9 protein-coding genes are annotated in these 19,148 nt (G+C 76.3%); all 9 read right to left on the bottom strand.

Features of this window, described 5'->3' with window-relative positions; genetic code table 11:
- Positions 1 to 25: 25 nt before the first annotated feature.
- The 9 genes from AB0O01_RS25395 to AB0O01_RS25355 all read right to left on the bottom strand — a co-directional run bounded on the left by AB0O01_RS25395 (position 26) and on the right by AB0O01_RS25355 (position 19,131).
- Positions 26 to 1,063: a serine hydrolase domain-containing protein gene (locus AB0O01_RS25395; protein WP_365316781.1), complete on the bottom strand. Its 1,038-nt coding sequence runs from the start codon at positions 1,061 to 1,063 to the stop codon at positions 26 to 28.
- A complete protein-coding gene (locus tag AB0O01_RS25390; RefSeq protein WP_365316779.1) occupies positions 1,060 to 12,009 on the bottom strand; it encodes an amino acid adenylation domain-containing protein in 10,950 nt (3,649 codons plus the stop codon). Before AB0O01_RS25390 ends, AB0O01_RS25395 begins: the two co-directional genes overlap by 4 nt.
- Positions 11,987 to 13,282, bottom strand: a complete 1,296-nt coding sequence (locus AB0O01_RS25385) for an MFS transporter (RefSeq protein WP_365316778.1) — start codon at positions 13,280 to 13,282, stop codon at positions 11,987 to 11,989. The genes AB0O01_RS25390 and AB0O01_RS25385 overlap by 23 nt, the downstream gene beginning before the upstream one ends.
- Positions 13,270 to 14,196: a TauD/TfdA family dioxygenase gene (locus AB0O01_RS25380; protein ID WP_365316777.1), complete on the bottom strand. Its 927-nt coding sequence runs from the start codon at positions 14,194 to 14,196 to the stop codon at positions 13,270 to 13,272. Before AB0O01_RS25380 ends, AB0O01_RS25385 begins: the two co-directional genes overlap by 13 nt.
- A gap of 7 nt (positions 14,197 to 14,203) precedes the next feature.
- Positions 14,204 to 15,031 (bottom strand): 4'-phosphopantetheinyl transferase superfamily protein, encoded by an 828-nt coding sequence (locus AB0O01_RS25375; RefSeq protein WP_365316775.1) that lies wholly within the window; start codon positions 15,029 to 15,031, stop codon positions 14,204 to 14,206.
- Positions 15,032 to 15,038: 7 nt separating this feature from the next.
- Positions 15,039 to 15,977: a TauD/TfdA family dioxygenase gene (locus AB0O01_RS25370; RefSeq protein WP_365316773.1), complete on the bottom strand. Its 939-nt coding sequence runs from the start codon at positions 15,975 to 15,977 to the stop codon at positions 15,039 to 15,041.
- Entirely contained in the window at positions 15,974 to 16,789 is an 816-nt protein-coding gene (locus tag AB0O01_RS25365; RefSeq protein ID WP_365316771.1) for an alpha/beta fold hydrolase, read from the bottom strand. The genes AB0O01_RS25370 and AB0O01_RS25365 overlap by 4 nt, the downstream gene beginning before the upstream one ends.
- A 132-nt stretch (positions 16,790 to 16,921) precedes the next feature.
- Positions 16,922 to 18,208 (bottom strand): MFS transporter, encoded by a 1,287-nt coding sequence (locus AB0O01_RS25360; RefSeq protein ID WP_365316769.1) that lies wholly within the window; start codon positions 18,206 to 18,208, stop codon positions 16,922 to 16,924.
- Positions 18,205 to 19,131 (bottom strand): ornithine carbamoyltransferase, encoded by a 927-nt coding sequence (locus AB0O01_RS25355; protein WP_365316768.1) that lies wholly within the window; start codon positions 19,129 to 19,131, stop codon positions 18,205 to 18,207. The genes AB0O01_RS25360 and AB0O01_RS25355 overlap by 4 nt, the downstream gene beginning before the upstream one ends.
- Positions 19,132 to 19,148 lie beyond the last annotated feature (17 nt).

Here is a 19,148-nt window from a genome sequence, read left to right as displayed (position 1 = left end):
CTGAGCCGCGTTCTCGCCGCCGGGTTCACCGCGTCCGCGGTCCAGTCGTCCCCAGCGCCGCCCTCAGCAGGGCCTCCGCCGTCGCCGGGAGGCGGGTCGTGCCCCGGGTGCGGGGGGCCAGCAGATAGACCACCCGGCGGGCCGGGTCGCGGTGGGCGCCCATCCCGCAGACATAGCCGTGCACCACGCCCGCCATCCCCCACACCGTGGCGCCGCCGGGGAGGCGGAGGCTGTCCAGGCCCGCGCCGCAGAAGGCGCGTCCACCGCGGGCGTAGGGCACGTCCGGGACGCGGAACATGGGGGCGAGGCTCTTCGCGGGGAGGAGTTCGCCGCCGAACAGGGCCACCAGGAAGCGGTCCAGATCGGGCACGGACGAGATCATCTCGCCCGCCGCGCCGTGCAGGGTCGGGCTCTGCTCGGTGACATCGGTGCCCTGCTCGTGGCCCCGGACGCACGGGCCCGGCAGGGCGGGGTCGGTGCCGGGCAGGGAGGTGGCGGTGAGGGACAGGGGGACGAGGATCCGGTCCTCGATCTCGCGGGCGTAGGGGCGTCCGGTCACCGCCTCGATCAGCATCCCGGCCAGCACATAGTTGGCGCGGGTGATCTGCTGGCCGGTGCCGGGGCGGAAGGCGAGGGGCTCGCGCAGGGCGAGGGCGATCAGCTCGGCCGGGGTGAAGGTGTCCCGGCGGTGGCGGAGGAACCAGGGCGTGTCGTGGTGGCGGACATCGCTGTCGTCGGCCAGGCCGCTGGTGTGGTCCAGGAGGTGGCGGACGGTCACCTCGGGCGGGAGCGTGCCGGGCAGATGGCGGGCGGCCGGTTCGTCCAGGGCGAGGAGGCCCTCCTCGGCCAGCGACAGCACGACCGTCGCCACGAAGGTCTTGGTCAGCCCGCCGATCCGGAACCGGTGGTGCTCGGTGACCGGTTCGCCGGTGGCCGGGTCGGCGACCCCGCGCGCCGCCGACCAGCGCCCCCGCGGGGACTCGGCGCGCACCAGCACCGCGGTGGCCTCGTCGTCCGGGCGCCGGCCCGCCGCCCGGTCCAGGGCGGTGTGCCGGGCGCTCATCGGGCGCGCTCCACGGGCTCGTCGTCGGCGCGCGCCCAGTCGGCGATCATCTCGCCGTCCCCGAGCCCGCCGCCCGCCCGGCGGACGGTGTCGGCGACGAAGGTGTTGATGTGCTTGCCGTTCTCGGAGTTGGTGAGGACGATCAGGCCCTCGCCGCTGCCCGCCCGGGTGAAGGTGCCGACCCGGTAGCCGACCGTCCGGCCGCCGTGCCCGTACTCCAGGTCGCCGCCCGTGGTGTCCACGACCGTGCCCAGGCCGTAGAAGCTGCCGGGGTGCCAGACCGTCAGCATCTGCTGGGCCAGGGGGCGGGGGATCAGGGCGCCGGGTTCGCCGCGGTGGGCGCGGCGGATCTCCCGGGCCACCGTGGCGAGATCGGCGGCGCTCGACCACAGTCCGCCCGCCGCGACCTCGCTGCGGACCCGCCAGCGGCCCGGGATCGGGGCGCCGGACGGGTCGTGGCCCACCGCCACCGGGTGCGGGGCGGTCGCCGGGTGGTCCTGGTCGAAGGTGCTGTCGGCCAGGCCCAGGGGATCCAGGACCAGACGGGCCATCAGCGCCCCGAAGGGCTCGCCGGTGACATCGGTGAGGAGCTGTTCGAGGACCGAGAAATTGATGTTGGTCTTTCTGAAGACGCGGCCGGCCGGGTGCTCGGCGCGGACCGGGGCGTCGGGGGCGGGCGGGCGGCCGGCGAGGATCTCGGGGATCGTCGGCATCGGCTCGGTGGGCAGATGGCTGGTCGGGGCGACATGGCTCAGGCCCGACTGGTGGCTGACCAGCTCGCGCAGGGTGATCGGGGCGCCGCCCGGGACCCGCCAGGTCGTCAGATAGCGGTGGATGTCGGCGTCCAGATTGAGGACCCCGTCGGCGACCAGGCGGAGCACGGCCAGCATCGTGACGTGCTTGCTGACCGAGGCGACCTGGAAGGGGGTGTGCGCGGTGACCGGGTCGGGGCGGTCGGCGGCGGTCGTCCCGAGGGCCGTCAGCAGGGGCGGCGCCCCGTCCCGCAGCAGGGCGACGGCCACGCCGGGGACGCGGTGGGCGGCCATCAGACGGGTCAGGTCGGCGGTGAAGGAGGCGGGCAGGGGCACGGGGCGCCGACCGGGAGAGGGCGGGGCGGGCGGGGTGTCGGGGGTCATGCGCTGTCCTTCCGTCGTCATCAGCGAGTCGACGGCCGCCGCGAGGGCGGACAGCGTGTCGTACTCGTGGAGCATCCGCAGGGTCAGCGGCAGGCCCCTGCGGCGGGCCGCGCCGATCACCCGGACGACCAGCAGGGAGTCACCGCCGTAGGCGAAGAAGCCGTCGTCCGCGCCGACCCGCTCCAGGCCGAGCACCCGGGACCAGATCTCGGCGATGGCCCGCTCGACGGGGGTGGCGGGGGCCCGGTGGGGGCGGTCCCCGCCCGGGTCGGGGGCCGGGAGGGCGGCCCGGTCGGGTTTGCCGTGCGCGGTGAGCGGGATCCGGTCCACGGCCACGATCCGGGCCGGTACGAAGGCGGCGGGGAGGGTGGCGGCGAGATGGTGGCGCAGGGTGTCCGGGGTGGGGTGGGGATGGTCGGCTACGGGGTGGGGCTGGTCCGGTACGGGGTGGGGGCGGCCGGTCGCGGGGTGGGGTCCGTCGGCCATCGGGCGGGGCTGGTCCGGGGTGGTGCGGAGAGGGCCGGTTGCGGGGTGGGGCTCGTCCCTCGGGGGCCGGGGGCCGTGCGTCACCACGTAGGCCACCAGGCGCTGTTCGCCGCGTCCGTCCCGCCAGGGGACGACCAGGGCGTCCCGTACCCCGGGCCGGGCCAGCAGCGCGGCACGGGTCTCCGCGGGGGCCACCCGCACCCCGTTCACCTTCACCTCGTCGTCCACCCGCCCGACGTACCGCAGCAGCCCGTCGCCGGGGCCCACGACGGCCAGGTCGCCGGTGCGGTAGAGGCGGGCGCCGGGCGGGCCGTGGGGGTCGGGGACGAAACGGCCGGCGGTGAGGCCGGGGCGGCCCGCGTAGCCCTGGGCCAGCCCGGCGCCCCCGAGGTACAGCTCACCGGTCACCCCGGGCGGCACCGGGCGCAGCCCGGCGTCCAGGACCCGGGCCGAGGCGTGCGGGAGGGGGCGGCCGATCGGCACCGGGCCGGGGCCCGTACCGGGCGGGACGCGATGGGCGGTGGCGTCGATCGCGCACTCGGTGGGGCCGTAGGTGTTCCACAGGTCCACGGCCGGGGCCAGTTCCCGGACCCGGGCGGCGAGTCCGCCGTCGAGCTGCTCGCCCGCCGAGGCCAGCAGCCGCAGGGACCCGCAGCGCTGCCAGCCGTCCGCCCCGGTCAGCAGCCGCAGCACCGACGGCACCACCTGGAGGACGGTCACCCGCTGGTCGGCGACCGAGCGCAGCAGGGCGGCGGGGTCGCGTTCGGCGCCGGGCGGCGCCAGCACCACCGTGCCGCCGCAGGCCAGCGGGGCGAACAGCTCCCAGGCCGCCGCGTCGAAACCGGCGGAGGTCTTGTGCAGGACACGGTCCTCGGGGCCGAGGCCCTGGGCGCGGATCGCCCAGTCGACCCGGTGGGCGAGGCCCCGATGGGTGATCTGGACGCCCTTGGGGCGGCCGGTGGAGCCGGAGGTGTGGACGAGGTAGGCGAGGTGGAGGGGGTGAGTGGGGTGGTGCGGCTCCGCACCGGTGTCCTCCCCCTCCCCCGAGTCCGCCGGCACGTCGTCCAGATACAGCGTCCCCGGGTGGTCCAGGGCCGGGGGGACCGTGTCCCGCCGGGTGAGGAGGAAGGGGGCGGCGGCGTCGGTGAGGAGGAGGGCGAGGCGTTCGCGGGGGAGCGCCGGGTCCAGGGGGACATGGGTGCCGCCCGCCCGCCAGATCGCCAGCAGCGCGGCCACCAGGGCGGGTTCGCGGTCCAGGAGGACGGCCACGGGGGTGCCGGTGGTGACGCCCCGGGCGCGGAGGTGGCGGGCCAGATGGGCGGTGCGGGCGGTGAGCTGGGCGTAGGTGACGGTGGTGGTGCCCTGGATGACGGCGGGGGCGTCCGGGGTGGCGGCGGCGCGGGCCGCGATACGGGCGGGGAGGGTCGTGCCGCCGGGGGCGGGGGCGGGGGTGCCGAGCGCGTCCAGCAGGGCGCGTTCCCCGGGCGGCAGGAAGTCCTGGGTGCCGGCCGGTCCCTCCGGGTCGTCGGCCATCGCCGTCAGCACCTGCCGGTACATCGCGCCGATCCGCCGTACGGAGGCCTCGGTGAGGACGCCGGAGCGGCTGCTGAGGGCGAGATGTCCGGCCAGGGTGGTGACGGCGAGATCGAACTCCGTGCCGCCCTCCGCGAGGGTCGGCGCCACATCCACCAGTTCCCGGTCGACCTGGCGGAAGTCGAGGTGGTTGAAGGAGACGGTGACCAGCCGGGCGCCGCCCGCCCGGCGCTGGATCTCCGGCATCGGCAGCCGCCGGTGCGGCCACAGCGCCACCTCCCGGTCGAACACCGACCCGATCAGCTCCAGCCAGCTCCCCCGCGCCTGGGCCCGGTCGTGGGCGAAGGGCACGGTGTTGAGGTACATGCCGTGCACCCGGTCCGCGCCGGTCAGCTCCGGGCGGGCGTCGCAGACCAGCCCGGTGGTGAAGGAGCGGGCGCCGGTCAGCCCGCTCAGCACGGTCAGATGGGCGGCCAGCAGCACGCTCTTCAGCGAGGCGCGGGCCCGGCTCGCGACCGTCCGCAGCCGCTCCTCCAGATCGCCGATCGGCAGCCGCACCCGGACCCGCCGCTCCTCCTCCGGTGTCCCCCGGGGCACGCCCCAGCCCTCGGGCAGCACGAACGGGGGGTGGTCGGCGACGATCCCGGCCCAGTACGCCCGGTCCGCCGCCGAGGCCAGGGAGCGCTGCTCGGCGGCGATGAAGTCGGCGTACCGGACGGCGGGCCGCGGCTCTTCCCCGTCGGTGAGGTCCTCGCCGTCGCGGGCCCGGCGGTAGCAGGTCAGCAGCTCCATCAGCAGGTTGGCGAGGCTCCAGCCCTCGGTGATCGCGTGGCAGCGCACCAGCGACAGCCACCAGCCGCCGCCCCCGCGCTCCGGGTGCGCGGCCAGCCGCAGCAGCGGCGGGGCGCCGAGGGTGAACGGGCGGGCCCGCTCGGCGGCCTGGAAGGCGCGCAGGGTCTCGCTCAGGGTGTCCGGGTCCTCGGCGGGGTGCACGGACACCGGGATCCCGGCCTCGGGATGCACCCGCTGCACCGGCACCGAGCAGGACTCCAGGTCGAAGGAGGTGCGCAGCGCCTCGTGCCGCCGGACCACCGCGCGGGCGGCGGCGCGCAGCGCGGACGGCTCGAACGGCCGCTCGTCGCGCACCCGGTAGGAGGTGACCCCGAGATAGCGGCGCAGTCGGTCGTCGGCCAGCATCTCCACCACCATCCCGGTCTGCGTCCGGGACATCGGGTAGGCGTCCGTCAGCCCGTCCGGCAGCCGCTCCCGGTCCTCGGCGCCGAGCAGCGCGAACGGCGCCACCGTCTCGGGCGCGGCGGCCGGTGCCCGCTCCCCGGCGAGGGCGGCGAGCGCGGCGACCGTGCGCCGGTCGAAGACATCGCGGACAGCGAGGTCGAAGCCGTCCTCGCGCAGGGCGCCGACCAGGGTGACCGCCCGCAGGGAGTCGCCGCCCAGGTCGAAGAAGCTGTCCCGGGCGCCGACCCGGTCGCGCTCCAGCACCCGGCGCCAGACGGCGGCGATCCGCTCCTCGGCGCCGGGGCGGGGCGGGACATGGAGGTCGGGGCCGGTGGCGGTGGGCGCGGGCAGGGCGCGGCGGTCGATCTTGCCGTTGGCGTTGAGGGGCAGGGCGTCCAGGGTGGTGAACGCGGCCGGGACCAGGTGGCCGGGCAGCAGCCGACGGCAGTGCGCGGCGAGGCCGGGCACCTGGGCGGGGTCGGTCACGCAGTGCGCGATCAGACGGGCGTCCGCGCCCTCGGGGCGGTCCACGGCGACGAACGCGTCCCGGACCGCCGGGTGGGCCAGCAGCACGGCCCGGACCTCGCCGGGTTCGACGCGGAAGCCGCGGATCTTGCTCTGGTCGTCCAGGCGGCCCAGGAACTCCAGGTGCCCGTCCGCGCGGCGGCGCACCAGGTCGCCGGTGCGGTAGAGGCGGGCGCCGGGGACGGTGGTGTGCGGGTCGGGCGGGAAGCGGTCGGCAGTGCGGGCGGGGTCGCCGGTGTAGCCGCGGGCGATGCCGGTGCCGCCGATGTACAACTCCCCCGGCACACCGGCCGGGACCGGCTCCAGGGCGGCGTCCAGAACGTAGAGGGTGGTGCCGGGGAGGGGGAGGCCGATCGGCAGCGTCCCGGCGGGGGCCGCGTCGGCGGGGGCCGTCGCCGGTACCTCGTGGACGCTCGCGCCCACCGACGCCTCCGTCGGGCCGTACTCGTTGATCAGTCGGGTCCGCGGGGCGAGGGCCCGCCAGCGGTCCAGGGTGGCCCGGGTGAACGGCTCGCCCGCGACGACCAGCACCGGGGCCAGCGCGGCGGCCTGCTCCGGCGTCAACTGATCTGCCAGCAGGTCCAGATGACGGGGGGTGAGCTTGACGAAGCTGTACGGGGATCCGGCGGCCAGGGCGCTGCCCAGGTCGGCCAGGTCGACCCCGGCGGGGACGGTGTGCACGGGCTGTCCGGTGACCAGGGGGGCCCAGAGGTTGGGGACGACGAGGTCGTAGGCGACGGAGGAGAAGAGGGGGGCGCCGCCGGTTCCCCGGGAGGCCAGTTCCCGGGCGGCCCAGGCGATGTGGTTCGCGAGGCCGCGGTGGGTGATCTCGACGCCCTTGGGGGTGCCGGTGGAGCCGGAGGTGAAGATGACGTAGGCGAGGCGGTCGGGGTCGTCGGGGGCCCGGTCGGGCGGGGTGGCCGGGAGGGCGGTGAGGGTGTCGTCGGGCGGGAGGGTGGTGGCGTCCAGGAGGAGCGCGGCGCCCGCCGCCCGGGTGATCAGGGACGTCCGGTCGGCGGGGTGGGACGGGTCGAGCGGGACATGGGCGCCCCCCGCCTTCCCCACCGCGAGCAGCGCGGCGATCAGGTCCGGGCCCCGGTCCAGGCGGACCGCGACCCGGGATTCCGCCCGCACCCCGCGCCCGCGCAGCCAGTGGGCGAGCCGGTTGGCGCGGGCGTCGAGGGCGGCGTAGGTGAGGACGGGGCCCCGCTCGGTGCGCACGGCGGTCGCGCCGGGGGTCGCGGCGGCCCGCCGCTCGAAGAGTTCGAGGACGGAGGGGAGGGCCGCGGCCGGTGCGGCGGGGGTGTTCCAGGTGACCAGTTCGCGGTGGCGTTCGGCGGGCGGGACGGGGGAGAGGTGGGCGGGGCCGTCGGGGTCGGTGGCCATCGCCTCCAGCACCGCGCGGTACAGGGCCGCCACCCGGGCCGCCCGGTCGCGGGTGAGGAACCGGGTGCTGGTCTTCAGGCCGATGCGCCGGGAGACGGTGGTGACGGCGAGATCGAACTCGGTGGTGCCGGGGGCGCGGACGCTGTCCGGGTCGACGGCCGCGCTCTCCAGCCGGCCGAAGTCGACATGGTTCAGCAGGACGTTCACCGGGCGCCGCCCGCCCGCCAGGCGCTGCATCTCCGGCAGCGGGAAGCGCCGGTGCGGCCACAGCGCCGCCTCGTGGGCGAAGGCGCGGGCGACCAGGTCCCGCCAGGTGCGGGCGGTGCCGTCGAAGACGAACGGCACGGTGTTGAGGTGCATGCCGTACACGCGGTCGGCGTCGGCCGTCTCGGGCCGGGTGTGCACCACGACCCCGGCGGTGAACGCCGGGTGCGGGGTGAGCGCGGCGAGCACCTTGCCGTGGGCCGCGACCAGCACGCTCTTCAGGGCGGCGCCGGACGCGGTGGCCAGGGCGCGCAGCCGGTCCTCCAGATCGGCGAAGGGCACCGACACCCAGAAGTGCTCCACCGGCCCCTCGGGATCGCCCCAGCCCCCGGGCAGCGAGAACGCCGGGGGCCCGTCCAGGATCCGCGCCCAGTACGCCCGGTCGGCGGGGCTCTCGAGGGCCCGCCGCTCCCCCGCCACCGCGTCGGCGAACCGGACGGCGGGCGGGGTGTACGGGGCGGGGGCGCGGCCCGCGCACAACGCGGTGTAGCAGGCCAGGAGTTCCCGGATCAGGGAGTGGTAGCTCCAGCCCTCCACGATGCCGTGGAACTCGGTGACCGACAGCCACCAGGCGCCGCCGTCCGCGCGATGGGCGGTGAGCCGCAGCAGCGGGGGCGCGGTGAGGTCGAGGGGCCGGGCCCGCTCGGCGGTGTGGAAGGCGTCCAGGTCGGCGGTGATCTCCTCGGCGCCGAGTCCGCGCAGGTCCCGCACGGTCAGCGGGATCTCGGCGGCCGGGTGGACGAGCTGCACCGGGAGGGAGCAGGTGGTGAGGTCGAAGGAGGTGCGCAGGACATCGTGGCGGGCGGCCAGCAGCGCGGCGGCCCGGCGCAGGGCGTCCGGGTCGAGGGGGATGCCGTCGCGCATCCGGGTGGAGGCCGTGTTCTGGTAGTGGCCTCCGCCTCCGCCTCCGCCTCCGGCGCCTCCGCCCTCTTTGCCTCCGCCGCCCCCGAGGCCCCCGCCCCCGAGGCCCCCGCCCCCGAGGCCGTCGGCTCCGTCGCCGTGGGCGATCCGGTCGACGGTCATGCCGATCTGGGCCTGCGTCATCGGATACGCGTCGGCCAGGCCCTCCGGCAGTCGGGCCCGGTCGGCGGCGGAGAGCAGCGCGAAGGGCCGTACCGGCGCCGTGACGACCGCCCGGTCCCGGCCCGCCGCCAGCGCCGCCAGCGCGGCGACCGTGCGGTGGTCGAAGACGTCCCGTACGGCGAGGTCGAACCCGGCCGCGCGCAGGGCGCCCACCAGGGCGACGGCCCGGATGGAATCGCCCCCGGCGTCGAAGAAGCCGTCCTCCACGCCGACCCGGTCCGTGCCGAGCACCGTCCGCCACACCGCCGCGATCCGCTCCTCGGCCGGGGTGCGCGGGGCGACGAACCCGGCGCCGGTGCCCAGGTCCTCCCGGCCGGGTGCGGGCAGCGCGTGCCGGTCGAGCTTGCCGTGGGCGGTCAGCGGCAGGGCGTCCAGCAGGACCACGGCCGCCGGGACCAGGTGCGCGGGCAGCGAGGCCGCGAGCCGGGCCCGCAGCTCACCGGGGGCCGGGGCCCGCTCCCGGTCCACGGGGACGGCGTACGCGATCAGCCGCCCCTCGCGGGCGACGACGGCCGCCGCGCGCACGGCGGGGTGGGCGGTGAGGGCGTTCGCGATCTCGCCGGGTTCGACCCGGTGGCCGCGGATCTTGACCTGGTCGTCGGTGCGGCCGAGGAACTCCAGTTGCCCGTCCGGCCGTCGGCGGGCCAGGTCGCCGCTGCGGTAGAGGCGGGCGCCGGGCGGGCCGAAGGGGTCGGGCACGAACCGTTCGGCGGTCGCCGCGGGCCGGTGCAGATAACCGCGGGCCACCCCCGGCCCGCCCACATGGATCTCACCGGGCACCCCGAACGGCACCGGGGCGCCGTGCCGGTCCAGCAGATGCACGGCGGTGTCGTCCAGCGGACGCCCGACGACACTGCCCGCGCCGGGGGCCAGGTCGGCGGGGGTGAGGCGGTGGTGGGTGGTGTGGACGGTGGTCTCGGTGATGCCGTACAGGTTCACGAAGGCCACCGCGCCCGGTTCCCTGCGGTCGGCGCGTTCGGTCCAGGGCCGCAGGTCGCCCGGGTCCAGCCGCTCGCCCGCGAAGAGCACCGCCCGGACCCGCAGTGCGTGGTCGCCGAGGGCGGCGGTCAGGCCGCGGAAGGCGGACGGGGTCTGGGAGAGGACGGTGACGCCCTCGGCGGCGAGCAGCGCGAGGAAGTCCTCGGGCGCGCGGGCCACGGCCGCCGGGACGACCACCAGCCGCCCCCCGTGCAGCAGCGCCCCCCACATCTCGAACACGGACACGTCGAACGCGTACGAGTGGAACAGCGACCACACGTCGTCCGGCCCGTACCCCAGCGGGCCCCGCGCCTGCTCCAGGAGCCGGACCACATTGGCGTGGGTGACGGCGACGCCCTTGGGGCGGCCGGTGGAGCCGGAGGTGTGCAGGGTGTAGGCGAGGTGGTGGGGGTCGCCAGGGGCGGTGGGGTCGGTATCGGGGTCCTTGCGGTCGTCGTGGTCCAGGAGCAGCAGGTCGGGGTCCGGGGGGAGCCGGTTCTTGAGGGCCGTCGTGGTCAGTACCGTCCGCGCCCCGGTGTCGGTCAGCAGACGGGCCAGCCGCTCCGGCGGGTGCGCCGGGTCCAGCGGGACGTACGCGGCACCGGACTTCAGGACGCCGAGCAGGGCGGGCAGCAGGGTGCCGTCCCGCTCCAGGCAGAGGCCGACGAGCCGGTCCGGGCCGGCGCCCCGGGCGATCAGGCGGTGGGCGACGCGGTTGGCGCGGGCGTTCAGCTCGGCGTAGGTGAGGGTCTCGGGGCCGGCGGTGACGGCCGGGGCGTGCGGGGTGCGGCGGACCTGCTCCTCGAAGAGTTCGTGCAGGCGCCGGGCGACCGGGCGGCCGGGCCTGCGCGGTCCGGCGGCGGCCAGCAGGGCGGCCCGCTCCCGGTCGCCGAGCAGGCCGAGGCGGGACAGCGGGGTCGCGGGGCGGGCCACGGCCGAGGCGAGCAGCCGGACGTAGTGGTCCAGGAGCCGTTCGGCGGTCGGGCGGTCGAAGAGGGCGGTGGCGTACTCCAGGCGGGCGGCGAGGGTGCCGTCGCGGGCCTCGTTGAGCACCAGGGAGAGATCGAAGCGGGCCGGGGGCGCGGCGGCGGGCACGGGGGTCATGGTGACGCCGGGCAGCCGGTAGGCGTCGGCGGACTCGGTACGCAGGGTGAACAGCACCTGGAAGAGCGGGGTGCGCGAGCGGTCCCGCTCCGGCTCCAGCTCCGCGACGAGCCGCGGGAAGGACACGTCCTGGTGCTCGAAGGCGTCCAGGACGCTCGCGCGGGTGGCGGTGAGCAGCTCGGCGAAGGCCGGGTCGCCGCCGAGGCGCCCGCGCAGCACGAGACCGGTGACGCCGTACCCGAACAGACGCTGCCACTCGGGCCGGTTGCGGGTGGACAGCAGGGTGCCGACGGGGATGTCGTCCTGGCCGGTGTACCGGGCCAGCAGCGTCTGGAACGCGGCGAGCAGCACGGTGAACGGCGTCGTGGTGTGCCGGGCGGCCAGCGCCCGGACGGCGTCGGTGAGGGGGGTCGGCAGGGTGGCGAGGACCGCGCCGCCCCGGTGGTCGCGGACGGCGGGCCGGGGCCGGTCGGTGGGCAGGTCCAGTGGGGGCAGGCCGTCGAGTGCCCGGCGCCAGTGGGCGAGGTTGCGGCGCCCGGCGGGGCCGTCGAGCAGGGTCCGCTCCCAGGCCGCGTAGTCGGCGTACTGGAGGGGCGGCGGCCCGGGGTCGTCGCCGGGGCCGGAGGAGTAGCGGGCGCTGATCTCCTCGGCGAAGAGCTGCGCCGACCAGGCGTCGCAGGCGATGTGATGGACGGTCACCAGCAGAAGGTGCTCGTCGGGGGCCAGGCGCAGCAGCAGACCGCGGATCGGGTGGTCCCGCTCCAGGTCGAAGGGGCGCCCGGCGAGGTCCGCGATCCGGGCGCGGGCCGCCGGTTCGCGGTCGGGGGGCGGGAGGTGCCCGAGGTCCTCGACGGGCAGGGGGGCGGCCGGGCCGGGCGGGTCGACGATCTGGACCGGCTCGGGGTCCTGCCAGCGGTAGCGGGTGCGCAGGATCTCGTGGTGCGCGTGGACGAGGCCCCAGGCGCGGGTCAGGGCGGGCACGTCGAGGGGGCCGGTCAGGCGCAGGGTGAGGGGGACGAGGTACTCGGTGCTGGTGGGGTCCAGTTGGTGCAGGAACCACATCTGGCGCTGCCCGGTCGACAGCGGCAGCGGGCCGTCGCGGCGGACCCGGGCGGGGGCGTCGGGGCGGGCGGCGGCGGGGGCGGTGCCGGAGAGGCGGCGGCGCAGGAGTTCGGCGCGGAGGCCGTCCGGGTCACGGGGTGCGCTGGCGGCCATCGTCGGTCTCCTTCGGCGGGGTGTCGGTGGGGGCGCGGGGGCGCGGGGGCGGCGCGGGGTCGTCGTGGAGGGCCGGGGTGGCCGCCGCGGCGGCGGCCAGCACCGCCATCGCCGCGCCGAGCAGCCCGAACACCGGGGTCGCGCCGAACGCGTCGAGGGCCAGGCCGCCGACGAGGACGCCGAGGACGTTGGCGCCGGTGGCGACGAGCTGGGAGGTGGCCGCGACCCGGCCCTGGAGGGCGTCCGGCGTGGTCCGGATCTGCTGGACGGCGGCGGCGACCCCGAACACCCCGGTGAGATAGCCGCACCCGGCGAACAGGGCGCCCAGGGCGAGGGGGTGGGAGGTCGTCACCATCGCGCCGATCAGCACCGCCCAGTGGGCCAGCCCGCCGATCAGGACCGTGCGCAGGGTGATCCGGCGCAGCCACCAGGTCCCGCCGAGCGCCCCGGCGATGCCGCCCGCGCCGCCCGCCGCGACGATCACCGCGACCGCGCTCCGCGCCCGCCCCTCCTCCTCGACCAGGACGTACAGGGCCAGCGGCAGGATCTGGAGCAGCAGATTGCCGCCCGCGACGAAGCCGAGCGCGGCCCGCAGGAACCGCTGCCGCCACAGCCAGCGCAGCCCCTCGGCGAGTTCGGCGCGCGGCGAGCCCGGCGGTGCGGTGCGCCGCTCCTGGAAGCGGCCCCGGATCAGCAGCAGCGCCGCCAGCGAGGCCAGCCCGGCGAGCGCCGAGAACAGGAACGGGGCCCAGCGGGCGGCGCTCTGGAGCAGCACCCCGCCGGGCTGGCCCAGCAGGACGGCGGCGCGGCCCCGGGCCTCGTTGCGGGACAGGGCGGTGGCGAGCTGCTCCGCGGGGACCACGTTGCGGACCGCGCCGCGCTCCGCGAGCCGGTACACCACGGCGAGGGACGTCTCCAGGAAGGCGACGGCGGCCAGCAGCACCGCCGAGAAGCGGCCCGCCGCCAGCACGGCCACCACCCCGGCCAGCGCCACCGCCCGCGCCGCCTCGCACCCCAGCATCAGCCGCCGCCGGTCGACCCGGTCCACCAGCACCCCGGCCGGCAACTGCACCAGCAGCAGCGGCAGCAGCGCGGCGAACGACACCGCCGACATCACCAGCGGGTCCCCGGTGTGCCAGAGCACGACCAGCGGATACGCCACCCCGGTGACCCGGCTGCCGAGCAGCGAGAGCGCGGCACCGGACCACAGGAGGAGGAAGGGGCGGTTGTGGCGCAGGGGGACGTGGGGGGCGCCCGGGGTCAGCCGTCCCATGGTTCGGCCATGGCCACGGCGATCCTCCGGGGGCCGGTGAAGGGCTCGCGGCCGTGGGCGGCGAGCATGTTGTCGACGACGAGGAGGTCGTCGCGCTGCCAGTCGAAGCGGGTGGTCGCCGTCCGGTAGGCGGCGCGCAGATGGGCCACGGTCTCGTCGGCGATCGGGCCGCCGTCGCCGTAGTAGGTGTTGGTGGGGAGGTCCTCGTCGGCGAAGATCTCCCGCAGGCCCTCGCGGACCTCGGGGGCCAGTGAGGTGATGTGCCAGAAGGTGGCGTGGTTGAACCACACCTCCTCGCCCGAGACCGGGTGGACGCGGGTCACCGGGCGGGTCGTCACGGTGCGCAGCCCGCCGTCCGGCCGCCACTCGGCGGTGATGCCCCTGCCCCGGCAGTACGCCACCACCGCGTCCCGGTCCGTCGTGCCGAAGGTCTCCTGCCAGGGCACCCCGAAGTCGGCGTGGAAGTTGCGCACCACCCGCCAGCCGCCGCGCCGGGCGAACTCCTCCCGCACCGCCGGATGGATCTCCCGGCGCACCGCGCGGATGTCGGCGAGCGGGGTCGCGCCCCGGGTGAGGGCGGGCTCGATGCAGTAGAAGTACAGCGTCCGGGGCCAGACGGCCTGGTAGGAGTTCTCGTTGTGCAGGAAGATCTCCTCGTCCGCCGGGTAGTCGGTGGAGGTGTAGACCTGGCCCTTGATGGTGGAGCGCGGCGAGGAACGCTCGGCGTACGTCAGCGGCTCGCTGCCGGAGAAGGCCCGTACCGCCGCGTCCAGACCGTCGACGCCCCCGACGTCGAAGCCGCGCAGCAGGAGCGCGCCGCGCTCGGCGAGGACCGTGCGGAGCTTGTCGCGGTGGGCGCGGATGTGGTCGAGCACCGGGGTGCCCGGTGCTGCGGTGTACTCGATCGCGGTCATGGGACCGTCACCTCTCGTGAGTGCTCGGTGGAGGGGCCGCGGGCCCCGGGTACGGGCGGACGGCGACCGGTCCGGGCGCACCGGCGGCCGGGTGGGCCAGCGCCGCGAACACCCCGTCGGCCGGCCGGAGGTCCCGCACCAGCCAGGCGCCGGACCCGGGCGGGACGACGACCCGGACCGGACCGGGGTCGGCGGGGTGGACGTCGATGGCGCGCAGTGCGGTGACGATGCCCGTGCCGACCGCCTTGACCACCGCCTCCTTCCGGGTCCAGCAGCGCAGGAAGGCGTGCGCGGGCTCGGCGGCGGCGAGGACGTGGGCCGCCTCGGCGGCGCCCAGCGCGTAGTGCGCCGCCGGGGTGGTGTCCAGGGCGCGGCCCGTCTCGATGTCCACGCCCACCGGCCGCCCCGCCGTCACCGCGAGCGCCCAGTACGGGCCGGACCGGGACAGGCTGAACTCCAGGTCCGTGACCGGCCGGACGAGCCGGGGGCGGCCGTGCTCCGGGTGCGCGCAGCGCGGACAGGGATGCCGCCCGAACTCCAGGGCGGGCGCGGGCACCCCCAGATATCCGGCCAGCACCCGGCGCATCGCCCGGTGGGCGGCGGCGTACCGGGTCGCGGCCGGTTCGGGCAGCCGCCGCGCCCTGCGCGCCTCGGCCGGTGACAGCGGGTCCGGTGACAGCGGGTCCGGGTCCGGTGCGTCCGGCGTCGGCGGGCCCGGCGCCGACGGGTCCGGGGACCGGTCGTCGGGTCCGGGCGGGCTGGGGGTGCGGCCGTGCCAGACGTCCACCGCGTTGGTCCGCTCCCGCAGCCGCCCGTACGCCCTCGCCTCGCTCATCGCCGCCTCAGTCCGACATGGCGACCAGGACCCGGCGGTCGCCGGTGAAGGGGCGGCGGCCGTGGCCGAGGAGGACGTTGTCGATCAGCAGCAGATCGCCGGTGCGCCAGTCGACGTCGACGGCGTGCTCCAGACCCCGGTCGCGGATCTGGAGGACGTACTCGGCGGGGATGGGGCTGCCGTCGGCGAAGGTGACGTTCTGGGGGAGTTCGTCCTCGGGCAGGATCTGCGCGAGCGCGGTCGCGGTGTCGTCGCCGAGGCCGCCCGGGTGCCACTGGTCGGCCTGGTTGAACCAGACCTCCGTCCCGGTCACCGGGTGCCGGGTGGTGGCCGGGCGCAGCGCGGTGACCCGCAGTGTCCCGTCCGCCCGCCACTCCCAGGTGGCGCCGGTCGGGGCGAGGAACGCCTCCACCTCCTCGCGGCTGGTGGTCTCGAAGGTGTCCTGCCAGCTCTTGCCGAAGCCGTACCCCTCGTGCAGGTTCTGCACATAGCGCACCCCGCCCGCGAACGCCTCCCGCACCTCCGCGTCCAGCGACGCCAGCCACAGCGCCGCGTCCACCACCGGGGTCGCCCCGCCGCCGCCCGGCTGGACCTGGCAGTAGAAGGCGAGCCGGGCGGGCCAGGCATGGGCGTAGCTCATCTCGTTGTGCATCGAGATGGTGTATTCCTGCGGATACTCCGTGGAGGTGTAGACATTGCTGCCGACCTTGGTGCGGGGCGAGTTGCCGTGCACATAGGCCAGCCGGTGGGGCAGCAGCAGGTCCAGGACGCCGTCCAACTGCTCCGGGGTGACCTCGAAGCCGCGGAACACCAGCGCCTTCTCCTCGGTGAGCAGCCGGGTCAGCGCCTCGGGGCCCATCGCCGTGAGCCGGTCCACGAGTTCATTGGCGCTGCCCAGGCCCTCGGTCTCGATCTCCAGCGGGGTCCAGATGTCGGTCTGTGTCATCGGGGCGGGTCTCCCAGGGTGTTGGTGGTGAGGGCGTGCGAGGTGAGGGCTTCGGTGATGTCGGTCACCAGGTCCGCCTCGCGGTCCGCGAGGTAGAAGTGGTCGCCCGGGTAGGCGCGCAGCGTGAAGTCCCCGGCGCCGGTCAGTTCGGACCAGGCGAGGACGCCGTCCCGGTCGCAGCCGGGGTCCTGCTCGCCCAGGCAGGCGGTGATCGGGGCCCGGGTCGGCAGCGGGGGCGCGGCGGGGCGGTAGCCCTCGATCAGCCGGTAGTCGGCACGCAGCGCGGGCAGCAGCAGTTCGCGCAGTTCCGGGATGTCGTAGACCTCGGAGCCCAGGGAGCCGAGCCGCCGGACCCCGGCGATCAGGGTGTCGTCGTCGCGCAGATGCAGTCCGGTGGGGCGGGCGCGGTGCGGGGCGGAGCGGGCCGAGACGAACAGCCGTCGCGGGACCACCCCGTGCCGCTGCTCCAGGCGCAGCGCGGTCTCATAGGCGACGGAGGCGCCCATGCTGTGCCCGAACAGGGCGAGCGGCCGGTCCAGTCGGGGCAGCAGGGCGGCGGTGACGGCGTCGGCGAGGGTGTCCATGTCCTCGGCGCAGGGTTCGGCCAGCCGTTCCTGGCGGCCCGGGTAGCGCACCGCGAGGAGTTCGACATCGGCGGGCAGATGGTGCGGCCAGTTGCTGAAGAGCTGGGCGTTGCCCCCGGCGTGCGGGAAGCACACCAGCCGCAGCCGGGGCGGGCCGCCGGACGCCGGGGGGTGGACCCGGAGCCAGGGGTCGTCAGCGGGAGGGAGGGACGGGGGTGGTGGTGTCATCGGCGCGCTCTCCTCTCGGGTCCGGTGGTGTCATCGGGGCTCTCTCGTTTCGGGGCGGGGGGTGTTGAGGACGCTCTCTCGTGTGGGGCCGGGGTGTCGTGGAAGGGGTTTCGGTTCGGGGGCGGGCGGACGTCATCGGTGTGCTTTCGTAGCGGGTCCGGCCGGGTCGTCGGCGTGCTCCTCTTTCAGGTCGGGTGCCAGTGCCGCCGCCACCGCCAGGACCGCCATCGCGACCGCGATGCCCCGGACGGTCGGCAGTGCCCCGAACGCGGCCAGCAGCAGTCCGCCGCAGAACGAGCCGAGCGCGTTGGTGCCGGACGCGATCAGTCCGGCGGTGGCGGCGACCCGGCCCTGGAGGGCGTCCGGGGTGACCCGGATCTGGTGGACGGCGGCGGCCACGTTGAACACCGCCCCGACGAACCCGGTGCCCGCGTACAGCGCCCCCAGGTGCACCGGCACACCCGTCAGGCTCATCGCGCCGATCAGCGCCGCCCAGGCCACGGCCCCGGCGATCAGCAGGGTGCGCTGCCGCAGCCGGTGGTGGATCCGGCCGCCGGCCAGCGCGCCCAGCAGACCGCCGACACCGCCGAGGCCGACCACCACGGCGAGCGTCGCCGACGGCAGCCCGGCCTCCTTGATCCGCAGGATCAGCGCCAGCGACAGCATCTGGAACAGCACATTGGTCACGGCGACATAGCCCAGCGCGGACCGCAGGAACCGCTGCCGCCACAGCCAGCGCATGCCCTCGGCGACCTCCCGCCGCAGCCGGGCGGCACCGCCCTTCGCGGGCCGCCGCTCCTGGAAGTCCTTCCGGATCAGCAGCAGCGACAGCCCCGACAGCAGATACCCGACCGCGCCCGCCCCGAACGGCAGCCAGCGGGCCGCCGCCTGGAGCAGCACCCCGCCCGGCTGGCCGAGCAGCCCGGCGGCCCGCCCCCGCGCCTCGTTCTGCGCGAGCGCGGCCGGCAGATGCGCCGGATGCACCAGATTGCGGACGGCGCCCCGCTCGGCGAGCCGGTAGAACACGGCGAGGGACGCCTCCGCGAACGCGGCGGCGGCCAGATGCGCCACCGTCATCCGCCCGGCCGCCAGCGCCAGCGCCACACTGCCCACCACCGCCGCCCGCCCGCCCTCGCACCACAGCATCAGCCGCCGCCGGTCGACCCGGTCCACCAGCGCCCCGGCCGGCAACTGCACCAGCAGCAGCGGCAGCAGCGCGGCCGTGGACACCACCGACATCGCCAGCGGCGACCCGGTGTGCCAGAGCACGATCAGCGGATAGGCGACGGTGGTGACCCGCGCCGCCAGGAACGACAGACTCGCCCCCGACCACAGCAGCAGGAAGTCGCGGTTGCGGCGCAGCGGGCCGTCCGGCGGGGCGGGCGGCGCCCCGGGGGCGGCGCCCTCGGCGACCGTCATGCCCGGCACCACTCCAGGACCGCCATCGCGGAGTGCATCTTGTTCTCCGCCTGCTCGAAGGCGATGCTCGCCGGACCGTCCAGCACCTCGGCGGTCACCTCGTCGCCCCGGTGGGCGGGCAGATCGTGCAGGAACACCGCCTTCGGGCTGCTCTCCCACAGTGCGGCCGTCACCTGGAACGGGGCGAACACCGACCGCCAGTGCGGGTCGGGCTTGCTGGTGCCGGTGGTCTGCCAGCGGGTGGTGTAGACGGCGTCGAGCCCCGCGGGCAGGTCCGCCATGTCGTGCCGCTCCCGGAACACCGACCCGTACCGCCCGGCCTGCGCCGCGGCCCGCTCCCGGTAGGCGGCGGCCAGCCCGTAGCCGGGCGGGGTGCGCAGCTCCAGCTCGGCGCCGGGGAAGCGGGTCAGGGCGAGGGCGAGCGCGGCGGCGGTGTTGTTGCCCTCGCCGACGTACAGCACCCGCAGGCCCTCGACCCGGCCGAAGTGCCGGTACAGGGTGGTCAGATCGGTGAGCGCCTGGGTGGGGTGCTCCTCCGCGCTCATCGCGTTGATCACGGCCATCCGGTCCTGCGCGGCCCAGGCCCGCATCTCCGCCGGGTCACCCGCCGTCCGCGCCACCAGCACCTCCAGCATCCGGGACATCACCCGCCCGGTGTCCTCGCTGGTCTCCCCGGTGTTCAACTGGAGGTCGCCGGGCCCGTACGACACGATCCGCGCGCCCAGCCGCAGGGCGCCGCTGGAGAAGGCGGTCCGGGTGCGGGTGGAGGTCTTGCTGAAGTAGACGCCGACGATGTCCCCGTCCAGCGGGGCGGGGCGGCCCGCCGTACCGGCGGAGAACGCGGCGCCCCGGGCGACCAGCGCGGACAGATCGGCGTCGGACAGGTCGTCGATGGAGATCAGATGCCGGACGGATGCTGCCATGGGTTCCTCCAGGGAGA

Source organism: Streptomyces sp. NPDC093252 (assembly GCF_040683675.1).
Lineage (GTDB): Bacteria > Actinomycetota > Actinomycetes > Streptomycetales > Streptomycetaceae > Streptomyces.
The sequence above is the reverse complement of the archived record's forward strand: the minus strand, read 5'-3'. Positions and strand labels throughout refer to the sequence as shown.

Bases quoted from the DNA above. Each gene is read 5' to 3' on its own strand.
- AB0O01_RS25395 (WP_365316781.1), bottom strand. From the start codon at position 1,063: ATGAGCGCCCGGCACACCGCCCTGGACCGGGCGGCGGGCCGGCGCCCG.
- AB0O01_RS25390 (WP_365316779.1), bottom strand. From the start codon at position 12,009: ATGGCCGCCAGCGCACCCCGTGACCCGGACGGCCTCCGCGCCGAACTC.
- AB0O01_RS25385 (WP_365316778.1), bottom strand. From the start codon at position 13,282: ATGGGACGGCTGACCCCGGGCGCCCCCCACGTCCCCCTGCGCCACAAC.
- AB0O01_RS25380 (WP_365316777.1), bottom strand. From the start codon at position 14,196: ATGACCGCGATCGAGTACACCGCAGCACCGGGCACCCCGGTGCTCGAC.
- AB0O01_RS25375 (WP_365316775.1), bottom strand. From the start codon at position 15,031: ATGAGCGAGGCGAGGGCGTACGGGCGGCTGCGGGAGCGGACCAACGCG.
- AB0O01_RS25370 (WP_365316773.1), bottom strand. From the start codon at position 15,977: ATGACACAGACCGACATCTGGACCCCGCTGGAGATCGAGACCGAGGGC.
- AB0O01_RS25365 (WP_365316771.1), bottom strand. From the start codon at position 16,789: ATGACACCACCACCCCCGTCCCTCCCTCCCGCTGACGACCCCTGGCTC.
- AB0O01_RS25360 (WP_365316769.1), bottom strand. From the start codon at position 18,208: ATGACGGTCGCCGAGGGCGCCGCCCCCGGGGCGCCGCCCGCCCCGCCG.
- AB0O01_RS25355 (WP_365316768.1), bottom strand. From the start codon at position 19,131: ATGGCAGCATCCGTCCGGCATCTGATCTCCATCGACGACCTGTCCGAC.